Here is a 20,578-nt window from a genome sequence, read left to right on the forward strand (position 1 = left end):
TTATCTCAAAAGAATTTAATTAACCAACCTGAAAGCTATATTTTTTGCTTTTTATAATTGGTAATAAATACACCAAGGATAATAAGTGCTGTGGCAATAAGAATATCAATGGTAATGATCTCGTCCAAAACAAGCCAGCCAAGGAACAAGGCAATGACCGTATTGAAATATGACAGCACAGAAACCTCTGTAGCACTTACTTTTTTTAGTGCATAAATGTAACAGAAATACCCCACCACAGAACCAAATACAGCCAGGTAAACCACTGCAGATAAACTAATCATGGTCCATGAACTGAAATCCGTATCTCCGGAAAAAACAAAAGCCAATATCCATTGGACGATTGCTGAGAATACAAACTGGTAAAAAAGATCCAGGAAGATATTTCCGGATGGCACACTATATTTCTTGGTATAAATGGTACCGGTAGCCCAGCCGGCGATTGCAAAGCACAAGAACAGTATCCCCGTTTTATAATCGGGATCTAAAAGATCACCTATCCCGTCTCTGAAAATAAAGGCAACACCAAGAAAACCGATGACCACACCAATAAAACCTTTCCAGGATGGTTTCTGCAAACCCACAAACAAGCTGGCAATAAACACCACGATTGGATTTAATGCATTAAGCAGTGAGGTCAGTCCGCTCGGAATAGTCTGTTCGGCCACAGTAGTCATGCCATTTGCCACGACGATCATTAAGAAAGACAACAGCATTTGTCTTCTTAAATATGGCCAGTCCTTCCATACCAGTTCTTTTTTACGAAGCAATACGACCAGGAGGATCAAAGAAGCAATGGTTTGACGGATAGCCGTTACAAACCACGGCGGTATGGTTTCTACGGCAATACGAATCCCCAGGTAAGTGGTTCCCCATACAATCGCTACCCCTAATAAAGCAAATATGAGTTTTAGATCTGTTTTTTTCGTCATATCAGTTGAGCAGCAGTTAAGATCTGCTCCATTTCAACCTGTAGCTTTAACGCTTCTTCACGCGCCTTTTCTGCAAAATCTTCACCCTTGCCAGCATAAATAATCCCTCTTGAAGAGTTAATGAGCAAACCGCATTCACTGTTTAAGCCAAATTCACACACATCAGCAAGGCTCCCGCCCTGGGCACCAACACCGGGAACAAGTAAAAAGTTATCCGGGGCCAGTCGCCTGATGTTCGCAAACTCATCACCCCTGGTAGCACCCACCACATACATCAGCTGTTCACTGTTTGCCCAGGCAGATGATACGCGGATTACCTCTTCATAAAGTTTACCATCAGGTGTCTGGTGCAGCTGAAAATCACTGTGACCTGCATTGGATGTTAAGGCCAAAAGAATGACCCATTTATCGGTATAATTTAAAAAAGGACTGACAGAATCTTTACCCATATACGGGGCAACGGTAATCGCATCAAAACTCATCTGGCTTTTAGATTCATTAAAGAACGCATCTGCATACATGGCAGAAGTATTGCCGATATCACCTCTTTTAGCATCAGCGATGGTAAAAATATCTTTGGGGATATGTGCCCAGGTTTTGATCAGCGTGTCCCATCCTTTTAAACCCATTGACTCATAAAAAGCGGTGTTCGGTTTATAGGCAACGCAAAGGTCTTTGGTTGCATCAATGATCTGCTTATTAAACTCCAATACCGGATTTTCATACTTCAGCAAATGTTGAGGTATGTTTTCAAGTACCGGATCCAGGCCAACACATAAAAAAGATTTCTTCGTCTTTATTTGATCAAATAACTGCTTCTTGTTCATCCAGAGTTAAAATTTGAGCACAAAGATGTTAATTTTCAGACGCATATTCTGGCAAATTCTGAACTTTTGAAATAATTAATTTAAAATAATTTGAGATATTTCTTGGAGATTAGATTACAAATACATACAATTGCATCATAATTCTCTAAAAATTTATCTGATCATTCCAGAAAGTCCCAGTAAAAATCTTGATTTCTATTTTTTTATCACCGCATTTTCTGCCTGTTCAACTTGATAAATATTTTTAAAAAAAATTCTCTACAACTATATAATGTTTAACAAAACAGAATTAAATGAAAAACTCACTGCTGAATTGCGTGAGATTGCAAAAGGTAAGGGTATTCTAAATGCAGACGAGTTACGCAAAGCTGAGTTGGTTGAAATTATCGCCCAGATTAGTGAAAACGAACCACAACCCGTTCCTGCAGAAACTCCAGCCGGAACCAAACCGGCAAAAGCCCCAAAAGCTGTAAAAGCAAAAGGAGTAACCATCGGAAAGTTAATTGAAACTCCTGCTGAAGAATTGCCGGCCCCAAAACCTGCTGAACAACCTGCCGAAATACCGGTTGAAGAAACAGCAAAAAAGCCAGCACCAAGACCAGTTGAAAAATTAGCCGAAAGACAGGTGGAGAAATCTGTTGAAAAACCAGGCGAAAAGTCAACCCGGAAAAGGATCAGGATTTCTAAAGAAGACGAGCCTAAAACCAACAACAATAATAATTTCAACAGGGCATCCTTATTCGATGAACTGCCTGCAGCCGCACAACCCCAGGAAACCCCCTCTTACCGGGAATCCCAGCCTGCAGCTCAGCCTGAAACCAGCAATGGAAATACAGGCAACGGAAACAATACCGGTAACGGCAATGCATCCAATGGAAACAACAGCAATGGCAATGTTGCTGATGTTAAAGAACCTGCCAATGCCCCTGCTGAAACTGCCGCTCCTTCTGAGATCAAAAAACCAAAACCTCAGCGCGACGACAACAGGCCGAAGCCTCAACAAAATAACAACAATAACAAACAAGCTGAAAATAGTTACTCCAACCTGGATTTCGACAACACCATCACCAATGAGGGTGTGCTGGAAATTATGCCGGATGGATATGGATTCTTAAGATCAGCAGATTATAACTACCTTTCTTCTCCGGATGATATCTATGTATCTCAGTCGCAAATCAAATTATTTGGTTTAAAAACAGGAGATACGGTTAAAGGAAGCATCCGTCCGCCAAAAGAAGGCGAAAAATATTTCCCATTGGTGCGTGTTGAAACCATCAACGGAAGATTACCGGCAGACGTAAGGGACCGTGTTCCTTTTGACTATCTAACCCCATTGTTTCCAACAGAACGCTTAAACCTGTTCACTGAAACCAATAACTACTCTACCCGCATCATTGATCTATTTACCCCAATAGGTAAAGGTCAGCGTGGTTTGATCGTAGCACAACCTAAAACCGGTAAGACCAATTTACTGAAAGAAGTGGCCAATGCCATTGCTAAAAACCACCCTGAAGTATACCTGATCATTCTATTGATTGATGAGCGTCCGGAAGAGGTTACTGATATGGCAAGAAGCGTAAGGGCCGAGGTTATTGCGTCTACCTTTGATGAGCCTGCAGAACGTCACGTTAAAATTGCGAACATCGTGCTTGAAAAAGCGAAACGTTTGGTTGAATGCGGACATGATGTGGTGATCTTGCTTGATTCAATCACCAGGTTGGCCAGAGCGTACAATACTACTGCTCCGGCGTCCGGAAAGATCTTATCAGGTGGTGTGGATGCCAATGCATTACACAAACCAAAACGTTTCTTCGGTGCGGCACGTAACATTGAAAAAGGTGGTTCATTAACCATCCTTGCTACTGCACTGACAGATACAGGTTCTAAAATGGACGAGGTGATCTTTGAAGAATTTAAAGGTACCGGTAACATGGAACTTCAGCTGGATCGTAAGCTATCTAACAAACGGATCTTCCCTGCCATTGATATCACGGCATCAAGTACCCGCAGAGACGACTTACTACATGACAGAGACACTTTACAGCGCGTATGGATACTACGTAACCACCTGGCAGATATGAACGCTCAGGAGGCTATGGAATTTGTACAGGCACAAATAAAAGGCACAAAATCTAACGAAGAGTTCCTGATCTCTATGAATAGCTAATTCATGATTAAGAAACACATCCCGAATGCAATTACCTGTGCCAATCTTTTTTCAGGTTGCATCGGGATCGTTTATGCCTTCAACGGATCACTGGAAACAGCAGCATACTTTGTGCTGCTTTCCGGAATCTTTGATTTCTTTGATGGAATGGCGGCGCGCCTGCTCCATGTAAAATCTGATATTGGTAAGGAACTGGATTCCCTGGCAGACATGGTCAGTTTTGGCTTTTTACCCGGCATCGTGATGTTTAAGCTGCTTCAAAGCAGCGACTATGCATCCCCATACCTACCCTATGCCGGCTTTATCATTACTGTATTTTCTGCACTCCGCCTTGCTAAGTTTAATATTGATACCCGGCAAACGGAAGATTTTATTGGACTTAACACCCCGATGAATACGCTGTTTATTGTATCCCTGCCCTTTATTCAGAAAGATTATCCGGAAATTATTAATTCTACCTTGCTGCTGATCACCTTAACAGCCTTGCTAAGCGGATTATTGGTGAGTGAGATCCGGATCTTTTCGCTCAAATTCAGCTCCGTAGCCTGGAAACAAAATCAGTTAAAGTATATCTTTCTGATCCTGTCAGCCCTGTTGGTTCCATTTCTAAAATTTGCAGCAGTACCTTTTATACTCGTATTGTATATCGGTCTCTCTATCCTGCATTTCAGAAAAAACAAGGTAACGGTTTAAGGAACTTTTGCAGCAGTACCAGTGATATCCGTATTGCCAATCAATTTACGCATCCTGCATATCAATCTCAAAATCCTGCATTTCAGGAAGAATGCAATTTAATAAATCGGGAAGCTTTTGCTTAAAGCTGCTTTTGAAGTTCTGATTTGGCCTGGTCAAGTTGTTTGTACAAGACCTCAGAAAAAGCAAAGATCATCTCACAGGCTGCCGGTAACGACTCCAGGTCTGTACGTTCCCTTGCATTGTTTTCAATCAGCTGCATCAGCTCTTTTGCATCCTCTCTGCCTACATAGGTAAAAGTAGGTTTTATCTTATGCGCACAAGCGCCAACTTTAGCCCAATCCTTTTCTGCAAGTGCCAATTTCAGCTCCTCCATATAAATTGGGGTCTGCGACTTAAACAGGTCAATCATCTCTATGATAAACTCTGCACTATCACCAGACATATCCCTTAAATAGGAAAGGTCTAACGGCTCGCTGTTCTTTTGTACGTTAATCATCATAACAAACTTAGATAAAAATGTCCTGATATGCAATTCAGTATTCAAACTGAATAAAAAAAACAGATCAGATCTTTGATACGGCTAAATGATCACTTAAGCCGGCAAGCAATGTGGCGATGGACTTGTTAAATACCGGGTGCAAAAGATCAGGGGCAATCTCAGCCAAAGGCTTCAGCACAAATTTCCTTTCGTGCATATGCGGGTGTGGTACCTGCAGTACATCAGCAATATCAATGATCTGGCTGCCATAAAAAATAAGATCAATATCGATCAGCCTTGAACCCCATTTCTCCAGTCTTACGCGGCCCAGGTTATGCTCAATTTCCAATGCCTTTTTTAAAACAGCCAATGGCGGCAGAATGGTCTTAACCTCAAGCGCCACATTTAAAAATCCGGGTTGATTGGTATTGCCCCAGGCTTCTGTTTCATAAACGGATGAACGGGCAGTAACCTCACCAATCCCGATCTCAATTTGCCGGACTGCATCGTTTATTATTTTAATCCGGTCGCCCAGGTTACCGCCGAGTAACAAATACACATTTTCACTATCCAATGCCATATTAACCTTTAAACTGTTGGTGCTTTCATTATATTTACAAATTAAATATTAAACATTCAAATGAGAGAATTTTTTAAGTATGTTTTTGCTACTGTAGTCGGAATTGTCCTTTCTGTATTTTTTATCGGCCTGGCTTCTGTTCTCTTAATCATAGGTATCGTATCATCTGTTGAAACCAGCAAAATTGTTCCCGTGAGCGACAATTCTGTACTTTACCTCAACCTTGACCAGGCCATTCTGGAACGTACACCAGATGAGCCCTTTGCCAACTTTCCGATCATTGGTACAGATGGTGCTACAGGCATCGGCTTCAACGATCTGGCCAAAGCCTTAAAAAGCGCAAAAACAGATGATAATATAAAATGCATCTACTTAAGTGTAAGCTCACCCAATGCTGGTTTTGCAACCATGCGCGAAGTGAGAGATGCGCTGATCGATTTTAAAACCAGTGGCAAAAAAATCATTGCCTATAGTGAAGTGTATACGCAGAGCGCTTATTACCTGGCTTCTGTAGCAGATAAAGTATACCTGAACCCGGAAGGTGCCCTGGAATTTAAAGGATTAAGTTCTGAGCTGATGTTCTTTAAAGGTGCATTGGATAAATTAGGCATTGAAGCCCAGATTATCCGGGTAGGAAACTATAAAAGTGCTGTTGAGCCTTACATCAACACGCAAATGAGCGATAAAAACCGCGAGCAGGTTACCGCCTATGTCAGCGGTCTGTACAATACATTTCTGGACGGGATCTCTAAGAGCCGGAAGATCAGCGTAAGCACTTTGCACGGAATTGCAGACGATTATAAGATCCAGCAGCCTAAAGATGCCCTGACCTACAAAATGATCGACGGATTAAAATATAAAGATGAGATTCTGGACGAGCTTAAAGAACTAAGCGACATTGATAAAAAAGACAACATCGTGACGCTGACAATCAATGACTATGCTAAGAATGTAACCGCTGAGAACATTAAGAAAGACAATGGCAGCAGAAATAAAGTAGCGGTTATCTATGCCAATGGCGAGATTAACAGCGGTGAAGGATCTGATGAAGCAATCGGATCAGAACGGATTTCAAGAACGATCCGTAAAGCACGCCTGGATACCAATATTAAAGCCATCGTACTGCGGGTAAATTCTCCCGGGGGCAGCTCTCTCGCATCCGACGTGATCTGGAGAGAGATTATGCTCACCAAAAAAGTTAAACCTGTAATCGCTTCTTTTGGAGATGTGGCCGCTTCCGGCGGATATTATATCGCCTGTGCAGCAGATTCTATCTTTGTACAGCCCAACACCATTACCGGATCTATTGGGGTTTATGGTGTGATCCCGAACTTCCAGAAATTCTTTAATGATAAACTGGGAATTACCTTTGACGGCGTTAAAACTGGCAAATATGCTGATATTATGAGTGTAGACCGCCCGATGACACCGGGAGAAAGACTGATCATTCAAACCGAAATAAACCGCGTGTATGATGGTTTCATTACCCGCGTGGCGGATGGCCGCAAAAAATCCAAGGTTTATATTGACAGTATTGCCGGTGGCCGTGTTTGGGTAGGTACTGATGCCGTTAAAAATGGATTGGCTGATCGTACCGGAAGTTTCGATGATGCTATTGTTGCTGCCGCTAAAAAAGCGAACGTAAAGAAATACAGGGTGGTAGAATACCCTGAAATGATTGACCCGTTTAAGCTGCTGATGGACAATACGACCGATAAGATCAAAACCTATTATACCAAACAAGAACTTGGCGCACATTATCAAACGTATCAGCAATTGAAGTCTGCCATTTTAAAATCCGGTATTCAGACGCGCATGCCTTTTGAAATTAAAGTTCAATAGTTCATCTATTGCAGGGATCACCATTTTTCCATCGGCTTGTTAGCTGCAATAGTTTGAGTAAAAATCATGGCTTTTTATTAATTTAGCGCTTATGGAAAATAAGGCCATCGCGCGTACACTACGTTTGCTCTCCCAGTTGATGGAGCTGCACAATGAGAATCCTTTTAAGATCAAATCTATAGCCAATGCAGCTTTTAAAGTTGACAAGCTTCCGTTTGCCATCCGTGACAAATCGCTCGAAGAAATTGGACAGGTAGATGGACTGGGCAAAAGTATCTCTGCCAAGGTTTGGGAACTTTTACAGACAGGAACCATGGCCGAACTGGAAGATATTCTCAAAGAAACGCCGGAAGGAATTGTTGAGATGCTCGGCATTAAAGGGATCGGCCCGAAAAAGATCGTTGTGATCTGGAAGGATCTGGGTATTGAGAACATTGGTGAGCTTTATTACGCCTGTAATGAAAACCGGCTGATCGAAGCCAAGGGCTTTGGCTTAAAAACCCAGGAAGAGATTAAAAAGGTCATTGAGTTTAAGATGGCCGCCCATGGAAAGTTTCTGTATGCACAGGCAGAAGGAATGGTCAACAAATTACATGCAGACCTTTCTGTATGGCTAAATACCGTTAGTCCGCAATCCCTGCTTGGCATTGCCGGAGCATACCGCCGCTGCGTCGAAATTATTGAAGAAATAGAACTGATCATTGGCACAGATGATCCGGATCGGATCATGGAGCAGATCAGTACCTTTGAACCCCTTCAATTCGAAGAATTTACCGATAACACTTTTACCGCATTAAGCCCTTTTGGCTTAAAAATTAAACTTCAGCTGGCTAACCGGTCTGAATTTTACCTCAGCTGGTTTAAGCTGACCGGCAATGAAGAACATGTCAGCGAAGTACTGTCCTTAGCGGGAACAGGAACTTTTGAAAGTGAAGAAGAGATTTACCAGAAAGCCGGTCTTTCTTTTGTAGCACCTGAACTGCGCGAAGGACTGAATGAAGTGCAGCTGGCTAAAGAAAATAAGCTTCCAATATTAATTACTGACAGCGATCTTAAAGGCAGTCTGCACAACCACTCTACCTGGAGCGACGGTGTTCATACCCTGGAAGAAATGGCACTTTACTGTAAAGACCATCTTCAGCTGGAATACTTTGGCATTTGCGATCACTCTAAATCTGCGTTCTATGCAAATGGGTTAAACGAGCAGCGTGTATATGCGCAGCATCGTGAAATTGAAGCACTCAATGCAAAGCTTGCCCCTTTCAAGATCTTTAAGGGAATAGAAAGTGACATCTTATATGATGGTTCATTAGACTACAGCGACGAGATCTTAAAAACGTTCGATTTTGTAGTAGCCTCTGTACACAGTAATTTACGGATGGATGAAGAAAAGGCAACTGCCAGGCTGATCAAAGCCATAGAAAATCCTTTTACTACGATCCTTGGTCACCCAACCGGCAGATTGCTGCTGAGCAGAAAAGGTTATCCCATAGACTATGCAAAAGTGATCGACGCCTGTGCAGCGAACAAGGTGGTAATTGAGATCAATGCCAATCCATTGCGGTTAGACCTGGATTGGAGATGGCACCGTTATGCACTCGAAAAAGGCGTGCTTTTGTCCGTAAACCCGGATGCCCACCGAACTGAAGGTTTCCATGACACCCATTATGGTGTGCTTGTTGGCAGAAAGGGAGGCTTAACCGCTAAACAATGCTTAAATGCGTTTTCACTGGCAGAGATCACTACCGTGTTTGAAGATCGGTCTGCCAATCATTAACCGCATAAATTCATTATACCTATATTTGATATTTAATACCTGAACATGTTAGCCGATAAACTATATCATTCCCATCATAACGATCCTGCACCCAACGTTTTAGTGATAGGTGACCTGATGCTTGACCACTATGTTTTTGGCTCGGCAACCCGGCTTTCTCCGGAGGCTCCTGTTCCAATTGTGAATGTCAGTAAAGAATCCAAGATCATTGGTGGTGCAGCAAATGTGGCCAGTAACCTGATCGCACTGGGTGCAACCGTATACCTGGCCGGGATTATTGGCGACGATACCTTTGGCGAAGAAATTAAAACCCTGCTGGATGCCAAGAACATCAATACCTCGTTAATTATTAGAGACCAGAGCCGGGTAACCACCGTTAAAACACGGATCATTGCCGGTAATCACCAGATTGTTCGGATGGACCGGGAAGATATCCACGATATCTCAGGGGAACTGGAAGAGTCATTTTTTAACCTCCTGTCTGCCCCTGTTGAAAACGCAGATATTGTCATCCTATCTGATTACAACAAAGGGCTGCTTACCCATAACCTGTCATTAAAGATCATTGCACTTTGCAATAGCCTCCATAAAAAGATCATTGTAGATCCAAAAGGACTGGACTACACCAAATACCACGGTGCTTTTCTCATTAAGCCCAACCGTAAAGAGCTTGCTGAAGCTTCAAAAACGGAAAGGATCAACAGCGAAGAATCTTTGGTTAAGGCTGCCCATGTCATTTTAAATGCGACTGACGCAGACCACCTGATCGTAACCCTCTCAGAAGCCGGCATCGCTATGATCACTAAAACAGACTGCCGGGTAATCCCGGTAGTAGCTACTGAAGTGTACGATGTAACCGGTGCCGGTGATACCGTCATCGCTACTCTCGCCTATTGCCTGTCGCACGGCTTTAGCGTCGAAGAAGCAGCTATCGTTTCCAATTATGCTGCATCTATCGTAATCAAACACATTGGAAGCGCAACCACCACGGTACCCGAGATCATCACCGCATTAAAAAACAATTAAGGTATGGTATTAGAAGAACTTAACTATCATAAACAAATCATTGAAAAGGTAATTGCTGCACTTGTTCCTCAGATAGAACAAGGCTGTAAGATCCTGACAGATACGCTGATCTCCGGATCGAAGGTATTGCTGGCGGGAAATGGCGGCAGCGCAGCCGATGCCCAGCATATTGCCGCAGAGCTAACCGGAAGGTTCGTTAAAGAACGGAAAGCCTTACCTGCCATTGCGCTGACAGTAGATACTTCTGCACTAACCGCAATCAGCAATGATTACGGTTACGACCGCGTATTTGAACGTCAGATCGAAGCCCTGGCCCGTCCCGATGATCTTTTTATTGCGATTTCAACCAGCGGAAACAGTACCAATATTTTAAATGCACTTCGCTCTGCAAGAGCTGTTGGCTGTAAAACCCTTGGCTTATCTGGCAGGGACGGTGGTGCCATGAATGACCTTTGCGACCTGAACATTGTTATTCCGGATACCAATACTGCAAGCATCCAGGAAATGCACATCCTTATTGGACATATCTTCTGTAAATCAGTAGACCAACTTTATTAATCATGGCCAAAGACACGCACCAATCCTTAACCCAAAAGCTCATCCCGAAAGACGAGATCGCTGCAAAAAGCGCTGAATGGAGACTGGAGGGTAAGAAAATTGTATTTACAAATGGCTGCTTTGACCTGATCCATCCCGGCCATATTGCCTACCTGACTGAGGCTGCAAGCCTTGGTGATGTATTGGTGATCGGTGTAAACACCGATCAGTCCGTTAAAAAACTAAAGGGAGAACACCGCCCGATAAATAATGAATTTAGCCGCACACAATTGCTTAGCGCCATGTTCTTTGTTGATGCAGTAGTACTGTTCAATGAAGATACCCCGCTCGAACTGATCAATTCCGTAGAGCCAGACGTATTGGTCAAAGGCGGTGATTACCGGATAGAGACCATTGTAGGAGCATCAGAAACGCTGCAAAGAGGTGCTGAAGTAAAAGTACTTGACTTCTTACCCGGCTATTCTTCGACAGCGATCATTGAAAAAATAAAGAACTACTAAACGAAATTAGTTGAAAACACCGTCAAAAATTCTTGTGATCCGGTTCAGTTCTATGGGCGATATTATTTATACCACTCCCGTAGTACGGTGCCTTAAACAACAATTTCCAGGCAGTGAAATCCATTTTCTAACCAAAAAGGAGTTTAAATACATTTATCAGAACAACCCGTATTTAACCAAACTCCACTTGCTGCAGCCCAGCCTTTCAGACACCATTCGTGCCATTAAGGAAGAGCAGTTTGACCTCATTATTGATCTGCACAATAACCTGCGCACCATGCTGATCAAAGCAGCAACACGCCTGCCATCTTCCACGTATAAGAAAGACCGGATCAACAAATGGCTGGCCCTAAAGTTTAAGTGGAACAGGTTCATCTCTTCCAAACACCTGGTAGACCGCTACCTGGAAACTGTAAAATTTCTCGGCGTAAAGAATGATGGCAAACCAATCGATTATTATATCGCTAACGAATACCAGCTGGAAGAGTTTCTGCCTCCATCCCACCAGGGAAGTTATGTAGCCTTCATTATTGGGGCTACCCATTTTACGAAGCGGCTGCCCAATGAGCAGATCATTGAAATTTGCAGGGGAATAACTGCCCCTATCGTTTTGTTAGGCGGTGCAGATGTAAAGGAAAATGCAGCCATCATTGAAGCAGCAATTGGCAAACAGGTGTACAATACCTGTGGACAGATCAATCTTGACCAATCCGTTTACCTGGTTTCTAAAGCGCATAAGGTCATTGGGTTTGATACCGGGCTTACCCATATCTCAGAAGCATTTAACAAGCCATTGGCCTCCATTTGGGGCGGTACCACACCGGAGCTTCTCGGTGTACATCCTTACCAAATTTCAGAATCACTGATTGCAGGTGTAGAACTTCCATGCCGGCCATGTTCCAAATTCGGGCTTGAAGCTTGTCCACTGGGACATTTTAAATGCATGAAAAACATTTCTGCAGATCAGATTGTTAATTTTATTAACCTTAATTAGCCTTTATATGAAACAGCTCCTATTAGTAAGACACGGCAAATCAGATTGGGGCAATTCACATTTATCAGATTTTGACAGGCCATTAAATGCCAGGGGGCATCGGGATGCGCCTGAAATGGCACGAAGGATCTTTCAAAAAGACCTGGTTCCACAAATAATTGTGAGCAGTCCGGCATTGCGTGCCCTTACTACAGCCATTCATTTCTTAGAAGCCTGGCAAAAAGATGCAGACCTGATCGTGCAGGCACCAGATATTTATGAGGCCGAAAAGATGGACCTGTTAGGGGTGGTTAATGGTTTGAATGACCGGTATGACCGTATCGCCTTATTTGGTCACAACCCGGGCCTTACAGATTTTGCAAATTACCTTGGCAATGCAAATATCTATAATATACCCACTTGTGGTGTTGTTTTAATAGAATTCCAGGCAGATAGCTGGTCGGAAATTAGCCAATCTACCGGAACAGTCGTTGATATCGACTATCCGAAGAACAGCGATGGCGATTAAAATTGCAGGTGTTTTACCGTAAGTCCGTTATTGATCAGTTGTTTTAAAGAATCTATCCCAATCCTTAAATGTGTTTCTACATACGTATTGGTTACGTTGCTGTCACTCTCCGCTGTCTTTACACCTTCAGGAATCATCGGCTGATCGGAAACCAGTAGTAGCGCACCTGTTGGAATCTTATTGGAAAAGCCAGTAGTAAAGATGGTTGCCGTTTCCATATCTACGGCCATGGCACGTAAAGTTTTCAGGTATTTCTTAAATTCTTTATCATGTTCCCAAACCCTGCGGTTGGTGGTGTAACAGGTTCCTGTCCAATAATCACGGGAATGGTCTCTGATCGTCGTTGATATTGCTTTCTGCAACGCGAAAGAAGGCAATGCAGGTACTTCTGCCGGAAGATAATCGTTGGAAGTACCTTCACCCCTGATTGCGGCTATTGGCAGGATCAGATCACCCAATTGATTCTTCTTTTTTAATCCGCCGCATTTCCCTAAGAACAGCACCGCTTTGGGGTTAATTGCCGACAACAGATCCATCATGGTTGCAGCAAGCGGACTTCCCATTCCAAAATTGATGATCGTGATGCCATTTGCCGTAACACTCTGCATCGGTTTGTCTAGCCCCATGATTGGTGCATTGTCATTCCATTCCGAAAACATCTGCAGGTATCTGCTAAAGTTTGTTAACAGGATATAGTTACCAAACTGATCCAGCGGTCTGCCGGTATATCTTGGAAGCCAGTTTTTAACAATTTCTGCTTTTGATTTCAAACCTGGTTTTACAGGAGATTCTACTTCTTTGATCTTTTTAGCCTTGGCTTTGATCGTTTCATCTTTTTTTACGTCTTTTTCTTCATTCATATATTATAATTTTAATTAAACATTCATTTTAATGCAGCACTCCCGTTTCTGAATACCAATAACCAGATTGTTATTTTACATTCGCATCTTTGCAGACAATTATCACGATAGCCAGCAAAACCAATTGTTATTTACATTCTATATCAATTATCATGGTAGCCTGCGAAAGCAATATCTAAAAAAAAATCCCCGGCAGAACCGGGGATTTTTTTAAGCAGCCTTCAACTTTTTAAAGTCGGCCTTTTCAAATTTCTCCACCGCATAATCGAGCGTGATATTTAGCTCCTTGACACTGGTATCGGAAGGGATATCAAACATGGCATCCAGCATGATGGCTTCACAAATAGAGCGTAAGCCCCTTGCGCCAAGCTTATATTCCATTGCTTTATCTACAATAAAATCTAAAACATCATCTTCAAATACAAGTTCGACACCTTCAAATTCAAATAACTTTACATACTGGCGGAACAAAGAGTTCTTCGGTTCAGTAAGGATATTACGCAATGCTTCCTTATCCAATGGGTTAAGATGCGTCAATACCGGTACACGTCCAATCAGCTCAGGAATTAAACCAAAAGATTTAAGATCCTGTGGGGTAATGTACTTATAAAGATTCTTAAGATCTAACTCTACATCATCCTTTTTAACCTTATACCCTACCGCCTGTGTGCGTAAACGGTTTGCGATTTTGCGTTCAATGCCATCAAAAGCACCACCACATATAAACAGGATGTTGTTGGTATTTACCGGGATCATTTTCTGATCCGGATGTTTACGGCCACCCTGAGGCGGAACGTTCACAATGGTACCTTCCAATATCTTTAGCAGCGCTTGTTGTACACCTTCACCAGAAACATCCCTGGTAATTGACGGGTTGTCACTTTTACGGGCTACCTTATCTACCTCATCAATGTACACAATTCCACGTTCAGCAGAAGCTACATCATAATCTGCAGCCTGTAGTAAACGGGTTAAAATGCTTTCTACATCTTCACCAACGTATCCGGCTTCTGTAAGCACAGTTGCATCGCAGATACAGAAAGGAACATGAAGGATCTTAGCAATGGTTTTTGCTAAAAGGGTTTTACCGGTACCGGTTTCACCAACCAGCATGATATTAGATTTCTCAATCTCTACCTCATCGCCTTTATCTACCTTCTGACTTAACCTTTTGTAGTGATTGTATACAGCCACTGAAAGAACTTTCTTTGCATCATCCTGACCAATAACGTACTGATCAATATGGGCTTTAATTTCTTTCGGTTTTAACAAGGTAATGGAAGAATCCAGGGCTTTTGCTTTTTTGCCGCCAAGTTCCTGTACAAGCAACTGATTTGCCTGCGTTACACATTTATCACAAATGTATGCATCCAGTCCCTCGATAAGCATTAATGTATCCTGCTTACCTGAACCGCAAAAGGAACAACGTGATTCTTTACTCTGTTTAGCCATTTTTTAGTCTTTCTTTGTACTTCCCAGTACCTCATCAATCATCCCAAACTCTTTTGCCTCATCTGCTTTCATCCAGTAATCACGGTCTGAAGCTTTCTCCACCCATTCGTACGATTGTCCGGAGTGGGAAGAGATGATATCGTACAATTCTTTTTTCAATTTAAGCATTTCTCTCAAATTGATCTCCATATCAGAAGCAACACCCTGAGAACCGCCAGAAGGCTGGTGGATCATCACACGTGAATGTGTTAATGCCGCACGTTTACCTTTAGCACCGGCAACCAATAATACGGCACCCATTGAGGCAGCCATACCTGTACAGATCGTAGCTACATCTGGAGTAATGTACTGCATGGTATCATAAATTCCTAAACCAGCATATACAGAACCACCAGGTGAATTGATATAGATCTGGATGTCCCTGTTGTTATCAGTTGACTGTAAGAACAGCAACTGTGCCTGGATAATGTTTGCATTTCCGTCATAAATGGCATCACCTAAAAAGATGATACGGTCCATCATTAAACGAGAGAAAACGTCCATTTGAGCTACATTGAGCTGACGTTCTTCAATGATGTAAGGAGTCATACTTTTTGGAGAGTTATTAGTTGCTCCAATATAACGATCAACATTCAAACCGTTAATACGGTGATGTTTAACAGCGTATTTTCTAAATTCTTCTTTATCTATTTTCATAAACTCCTATTGTTAATAATTGTAACTTCTTATCGTATAACTACCAATATTAATTAAACTAAGTTGGTAATTTATTGTGGTATTGTAAAATTTGAATATTTTTTATATAAACAAGGCGGCCTTATGCAAGCCGCCTTATCAGTATCTATAAATTTAGTTCGCTTTATTGGCGATTACTTTAATTCTATAAACTTGTTATAAGCTATATCTTTTTGGTCTAATGTAGCAACAGACTGAATGTATTCAAAAACTTTAATCGCTTTTACTTCATCGAAGATGCGATTGGCGTTATCTTTTTCTTTCAGGAAAGTTGCGGTATACTCTGCCAACTGATCTTCCGGCATCGGCGCAGGGCTATACATCCTGAACTGTGCATCTAAGCGTTGCTTTGCAGTTTGGAAAACATCTTCGTATTTAATCTCGATGTTATTGTCCTTAATCAGCTTGTTTTCGATTAAGGTCCATTTCAGGTTTTTTGCAAAATCATCATAACCTTCTGCCAATTCTTCGTCAGTTAGTTTTTCGTTAGTTGCTTTTAACCATTTACGTAAAAACGCATCCGGCAATTCGATCTTTACACTTTCGATCAGTTTGGTATAGATATCATTCTGCAATTTGCGGTCTGCATCCTGCTGGAACATACTTTCTACTTCTTCTGTGATCCTTGTTGTAAAGCCTGCTTCATCAGTTACTTCACCAGCACCAAATAATTTATCAAAGAACTCCTGGTTTAAATCAGATTCCTCTAAGCGGTTTACATTTTTAATTGTTACCTGGAACTTAGATTGTAATTCTTTGGCATCTTCTTCAGCAATGTCAAGCAATTTGGCGATGATCACCTCATTCTTGTCGAAAGTTTTCTGAAGATCCAGTTCTACTACATCATCCTTTTTTAAACCGATTAAAGATTTTAAGATCTTTTTATCAGCTACCTGATCTAAACGAATAGAACCTGTATGGTTAATGCCACCTTCAAAAACTGAACCATCCGGAGAAAGTTGTGCTAATTCGGCATAAAGTACATCATCATCTGCCGAAACTTCAGGGTTTGTCATTTTGCCATAGCTTCTGCGGATGTTTTTGATCCGTGCAGCAAGGGTTTCTTCGTCCGCTTTAACACTATATTTTACGAATTTATCTTTGGATGTCACATCTACATTGATGACAGGTGCCAGACCCAATTCGTAGTTGAATTCAAATTCGTCCGTATTGTCCCATTTAAAATCTTTAGTATCATCAATTACCGGTAAAGGCTGACCAAGGATCTCGACTTTATTGTCTGTTAAATGTTTATTTAGGGTTTCGCTTAATAAGCTATTGATTTCTTCTACCAGGATGCTTTTGCCAAACATTTTTTTAATGTGGGCTGCAGGAACCATCCCTTTACGGAAACCAGGAAGGTTAGATTTTTTTGCTTGTTCTTTTATAGATTTATCAACCTTTTCGGTGTAATCTTCAGGTGCAATCTTAATTTTTACAACTGCGTTTAAGTCGTTGATTTTTTCCTGTGTAATATTCATTTCTATGGAATCAATTTTATAAATGTCTTTATATAAAAATTCCCCCGTGTTGCGGGGGAATTTTTGTGCGGAAGAAGGGACTCGAACCCCCACGCCGTGAAGCGCCAGATCCTAAGTCTGGTGCGGCTACCAATTACGCCACTTCCGCAGTTAGGATGTATTTAGGACTGCAAAGATAGAGATAGTTTTTAAAAGTCAAAACGGTTTTAGAATTATTTTCAAGCTATTTAGTTAATCAACTGGTTATCAGTAAAAATTATTTTATAGTTTATTTGAAATTATGCTTTGCAATCCCGCTATCGCTTAATTAACGTATGTCAATCCCATATTATAAAACAAAAATGACCATCGGTCTGCAATTTCCTGAATGGCTTTATCCGTTGGTTTTCCTGCGCCATGACCGGCGTTGGTCTGGATACTGATCAGCATCGGAGCTTCGCCCGGCTGGTGTTTTTGCAGTGCAGCAGCAAATTTAAAAGAGTGTGCAGGCACTACACGATCGTCATGATCGGCAGTTGTTATCAAAGTGGCCGGATAGGATACGCCGTCTTTTAACGTATGCACAGGTGAGTATTTGTACAGATAGTCAAACATCTCTTTAGAATCTTCAGAAGTGCCATAGTCATAACCCCAGCCTGCTCCTGCTGTAAATTTATGATATCGCAGCATATCCAGTACACCAACCGCAGGGAATACCACCTTAACCAACTCCGGCCGTTGTGTCATGACTGCACCAACAAGCAAGCCCCCATTAGAACCGCCCATGATGGCCAGGTAATCACTTGACGTATATTTTTCGGAGATCAGGTACTCTGCAGCAGCAATAAAATCATCAAACACATTTTGCTTTTGAAGCTTCGTTCCTGCCAGATGCCACTTCTCACCATACTCACCGCCACCCCGGATGTTGGGTACGGCATAGATCCCGCCCTGCTCCAGCAAAACGATAATGGATGTGCTGAACGCCGGTGTTAAACTTACGTTGAAACCTCCGTAGCCATATAGTACCGTTGGGTTCTTACCATTTAACACCACGTCTTTTTTAAAGGTGATGATCATCGGAACTTTTGTTCCATCTTTCGACATGTAGAACACTTGTTTGGATTCGTATATAGCAGGATCGAAATCAATTCCCGACTTTTTATAAAGTTCAGACTTTCCGCTAGTGCTGTCATATTTAAAAATAGTTGCCGGGTACAGGTAAGAACTAAATGTATAATAAAGTTCTTTCTCTTCTTCTTTACTGGAAAAGCCATTGGCTGTTCCAATTCCGGGCAGTTCTACTTCATGCTCCAGCTTACCAGCTCTGTTGTACTGCAAAACCATAGATACGGCATCCTTGATATAATTGGCAAATAGCTTGCCTCCGCCAGTTGTAGGATCAAGTACGTTTTCAGTCTCCGGGATCAGGTCTTTCCAGTTTTCAGGCCCTGGATCAGCAGCATCAACAGTAACGATACGGCCGTTAGGCGCATTTAAGTTTGTATAAATGAACAGCGTGCTGCCCACATTGTCTATGATTTCATTATTTTGATCAAAATGATCAACCAGGGTATGTATTGATGAATTGGCGGTTGAAAGATCCTGGATATAAAGTTCATTACCACAAGTAGAATTCGCTGCAGTAATCACCAGGTAACGCTCATCTTCCGTTAAACTGGCTCCGATATATCTTCTCGGCATTTTATCGCCACCGAATATGAGCTGGTCTTCGGACTGGCGTTCTTCCAGTTTATGGAAAAACAGTTTGTGGTATTCTGTAACGCCAGACAGTTCACTACCTTCTTTTGGCTTATCATAACTGCTGTAATAAAACCCTTCATTTCCTTTCCAGGCTATACCAGAGAACTTTACATCGATAATGGCATCGCCTATCAAAGATTTATCTTCAGCACGGATTACTACTACTTTAGTCCAGTCAGAGCCACCTTCCGACAATTGGTAGGCAACCATACTGCCATCTTTGGAAAATTTAATGCCTGCCAGTGAAGTTGTAGCATCTTTTGAAAAGGTATTCGGATCTAGAAACACTTCGGCATCTCCCCCTTCTTTCTGACGGTAAAGCACACTTTGATTCTGCAATCCGCTATTTTTATAAAAATAGGTATAGACCCCTTTTTTAAACGGCTGTGAATACTTCTCATAATTCATCAGCTTAGTAAGCCGTTCGCGGATCAGATCTCTGTATGGTATTTGTTCCAGGTATTTTTGGGTAACTGCATTCTGTTCAACAACCCAGGCTTTGGTATCTTCAGCGCGGTCATCTTCGAGCCAGCGATAAGGATCGTTTACAATTGTTCCAAAGTAATTATCGCTTATATTCTCTTCTTTCGTATTGGGGTATGTCATTAGTTATTGGGATTTCAATACAAGTATATTGCTTTTTAAACAAAGCTTTCTTTATGAAATGTAAAGAGTATGAGTTTACCCCTATCATGTAAGACATCATTATAGTCTGTTAATACATACCTGATAGTTTCCTTATTGTTAAAGGTATAACTCCGCTCTATTACCGGTATTAGCGGTCTATCAGCGGTCTGTTAATGGTCTTAGACCACTATACCAGCTCCGATCCTTCGGAAATAGATCATTAAATATTCTCGTTATAATTAAACACAGACCAAAGGATAACCTGATGCTATCTTGCGGAAAAAAAATGTTATGCAGCTTAGGCTTATTAAAAAGAGATAAATTTAAGCAGTCAATTAAACAAAAAAAGCAATCCTTAGTGGATTGCTTTTGAACTATATGATGGAGTTAATTATTTTCCCTGGTCTTTAAGATCATCAAAATCGAGTTTTCCTTTCTTGTGATCAAATCCACAGAAATGATGTTCATGTTTCGGCTTAAATATCATATACAAGCCGAGACCGATCAATACCAACGCGCCTGTATAGGCTGTCATATCAAATGAGACAATGTCTTTCAAGGTGAAAATTCCACCAATCATTGTAAGCAAAACCCATCCGCCCGGTTTAAAGTTCCTTTTGTAGCCGATTAATAAACCAATAGCCAGCATGACTGTGTGCCAGCTTAATACCCAGAAAGGAATCAATAATCCGAAATTCCTTAAAATGAACAACATTCCGATTACTAACAGTACTATACCTATGGTAAATTGACGTTCTGATTTGTTTTTGTTTAGCGTATTCATGATCTTTTTTC

Annotated in this window: 19 protein-coding genes and 1 tRNA gene; 9 read left to right on the forward strand and 11 right to left on the reverse strand. The window is 41.7% G+C overall.

The window, feature by feature from the left end:
* Positions 1 to 35 precede the first annotated feature (35 nt).
* Entirely contained in the window at positions 36 to 932 is an 897-nt protein-coding gene (locus ATK78_RS13870) for a DMT family transporter (RefSeq protein WP_133576719.1), read from the reverse strand.
* Positions 929 to 1,759 carry an orotidine-5'-phosphate decarboxylase gene (gene pyrF, locus ATK78_RS13875; protein WP_133576720.1) on the reverse strand — a complete coding sequence of 277 codons (831 nt, stop codon included), beginning with the start codon at positions 1,757 to 1,759 and terminating at the stop codon, positions 929 to 931. The genes ATK78_RS13870 and pyrF overlap by 4 nt, the downstream gene beginning before the upstream one ends.
* A 271-nt stretch (positions 1,760 to 2,030) precedes the next feature.
* Between pyrF and rho the strand changes: the two genes are divergently transcribed.
* Complete coding sequence (rho, locus tag ATK78_RS13880) at positions 2,031 to 3,926, forward strand: transcription termination factor Rho (protein ID WP_133576721.1); 1,896 nt, start codon at positions 2,031 to 2,033, stop codon at positions 3,924 to 3,926.
* 3 nt (positions 3,927 to 3,929) lie between these two features.
* A complete protein-coding gene (gene pssA, locus ATK78_RS13885) occupies positions 3,930 to 4,619 on the forward strand; it encodes a CDP-diacylglycerol--serine O-phosphatidyltransferase (RefSeq protein WP_133576722.1) in 690 nt (229 codons plus the stop codon).
* Between the two features lie 121 nt (positions 4,620 to 4,740).
* Here pssA and ATK78_RS13890 read toward each other — a convergent pair whose 3' ends face one another.
* Both ATK78_RS13890 and folK read right to left on the reverse strand, forming a co-directional pair.
* Positions 4,741 to 5,121, reverse strand: coding sequence for an Hpt domain-containing protein (locus tag ATK78_RS13890; protein WP_243732529.1), 381 nt, complete (start codon positions 5,119 to 5,121; stop codon positions 4,741 to 4,743).
* Between the two features lie 64 nt (positions 5,122 to 5,185).
* Positions 5,186 to 5,680, reverse strand: a complete 495-nt coding sequence (gene folK / locus ATK78_RS13895; protein ID WP_133576723.1) for a 2-amino-4-hydroxy-6-hydroxymethyldihydropteridine diphosphokinase — start codon at positions 5,678 to 5,680, stop codon at positions 5,186 to 5,188.
* 60 nt (positions 5,681 to 5,740) lie between these two features.
* Between folK and sppA the strand changes: the two genes are divergently transcribed.
* The 7 genes from sppA to ATK78_RS13930 all read left to right on the forward strand — a co-directional run bounded on the left by sppA (position 5,741) and on the right by ATK78_RS13930 (position 12,885).
* Positions 5,741 to 7,522: a signal peptide peptidase SppA gene (gene sppA / locus ATK78_RS13900; protein ID WP_133576724.1), complete on the forward strand. Its 1,782-nt coding sequence runs from the start codon at positions 5,741 to 5,743 to the stop codon at positions 7,520 to 7,522.
* Positions 7,523 to 7,613: 91 nt separating this feature from the next.
* Positions 7,614 to 9,299, forward strand: a complete 1,686-nt coding sequence (locus tag ATK78_RS13905; RefSeq protein WP_133576725.1) for a DNA polymerase/3'-5' exonuclease PolX — start codon at positions 7,614 to 7,616, stop codon at positions 9,297 to 9,299.
* Positions 9,300 to 9,344: 45 nt separating this feature from the next.
* Complete coding sequence (rfaE1, locus tag ATK78_RS13910) at positions 9,345 to 10,325, forward strand: D-glycero-beta-D-manno-heptose-7-phosphate kinase (RefSeq protein ID WP_133576726.1); 981 nt, start codon at positions 9,345 to 9,347, stop codon at positions 10,323 to 10,325.
* Positions 10,326 to 10,328: 3 nt separating this feature from the next.
* Positions 10,329 to 10,883, forward strand: a complete 555-nt coding sequence (locus ATK78_RS13915; protein ID WP_133576727.1) for a D-sedoheptulose 7-phosphate isomerase — start codon at positions 10,329 to 10,331, stop codon at positions 10,881 to 10,883.
* A gap of 2 nt (positions 10,884 to 10,885) precedes the next feature.
* Positions 10,886 to 11,383 carry a D-glycero-beta-D-manno-heptose 1-phosphate adenylyltransferase gene (gene rfaE2, locus ATK78_RS13920; RefSeq protein WP_133576728.1) on the forward strand — a complete coding sequence of 166 codons (498 nt, stop codon included), beginning with the start codon at positions 10,886 to 10,888 and terminating at the stop codon, positions 11,381 to 11,383.
* Between the two features lie 10 nt (positions 11,384 to 11,393).
* Positions 11,394 to 12,377, forward strand: coding sequence for a glycosyltransferase family 9 protein (locus ATK78_RS13925; RefSeq protein WP_243732530.1), 984 nt, complete (start codon positions 11,394 to 11,396; stop codon positions 12,375 to 12,377).
* Between the two features lie 7 nt (positions 12,378 to 12,384).
* Positions 12,385 to 12,885: a SixA phosphatase family protein gene (locus ATK78_RS13930; RefSeq protein WP_133576729.1), complete on the forward strand. Its 501-nt coding sequence runs from the start codon at positions 12,385 to 12,387 to the stop codon at positions 12,883 to 12,885.
* Here the strand turns inward: ATK78_RS13930 and ATK78_RS13935 are convergent.
* The 7 genes from ATK78_RS13935 to ATK78_RS13965 form a co-directional block, all read right to left on the reverse strand.
* Positions 12,882 to 13,745 carry an AMP nucleosidase gene (locus tag ATK78_RS13935; protein WP_133576730.1) on the reverse strand — a complete coding sequence of 288 codons (864 nt, stop codon included), beginning with the start codon at positions 13,743 to 13,745 and terminating at the stop codon, positions 12,882 to 12,884. The genes ATK78_RS13930 and ATK78_RS13935 overlap by 4 nt on opposite strands.
* Positions 13,746 to 13,955: 210 nt before the next feature.
* The gene (gene clpX / locus ATK78_RS13940; RefSeq protein ID WP_133576731.1) at positions 13,956 to 15,197 is read right to left on the reverse strand and encodes an ATP-dependent Clp protease ATP-binding subunit ClpX; all 1,242 of its coding nucleotides are present in this window, start codon (positions 15,195 to 15,197) and stop codon (positions 13,956 to 13,958) included.
* A 3-nt stretch (positions 15,198 to 15,200) separates the two neighbouring features.
* Positions 15,201 to 15,893 (reverse strand): ATP-dependent Clp endopeptidase proteolytic subunit ClpP, encoded by a 693-nt coding sequence (gene clpP / locus ATK78_RS13945; RefSeq protein ID WP_133576732.1) that lies wholly within the window; start codon positions 15,891 to 15,893, stop codon positions 15,201 to 15,203.
* A gap of 173 nt (positions 15,894 to 16,066) precedes the next feature.
* The gene (gene tig, locus ATK78_RS13950; protein ID WP_133576733.1) at positions 16,067 to 17,413 is read right to left on the reverse strand and encodes a trigger factor; all 1,347 of its coding nucleotides are present in this window, start codon (positions 17,411 to 17,413) and stop codon (positions 16,067 to 16,069) included.
* Positions 17,414 to 17,479: 66 nt separating this feature from the next.
* A tRNA-Leu gene (locus ATK78_RS13955) sits at positions 17,480 to 17,561 on the reverse strand.
* 155 nt (positions 17,562 to 17,716) lie between these two features.
* Positions 17,717 to 19,762: a prolyl oligopeptidase family serine peptidase gene (locus tag ATK78_RS13960; RefSeq protein WP_133576734.1), complete on the reverse strand. Its 2,046-nt coding sequence runs from the start codon at positions 19,760 to 19,762 to the stop codon at positions 17,717 to 17,719.
* Positions 19,763 to 20,174: 412 nt separating this feature from the next.
* Positions 20,175 to 20,567 (reverse strand): LiaF transmembrane domain-containing protein, encoded by a 393-nt coding sequence (locus ATK78_RS13965; RefSeq protein ID WP_208112371.1) that lies wholly within the window; start codon positions 20,565 to 20,567, stop codon positions 20,175 to 20,177.
* Positions 20,568 to 20,578: the final 11 nt, after the last annotated feature.

The organism is Pedobacter metabolipauper, assembly GCF_004362715.1.
Taxonomy (GTDB): domain Bacteria; phylum Bacteroidota; class Bacteroidia; order Sphingobacteriales; family Sphingobacteriaceae; genus Pedobacter; species Pedobacter metabolipauper.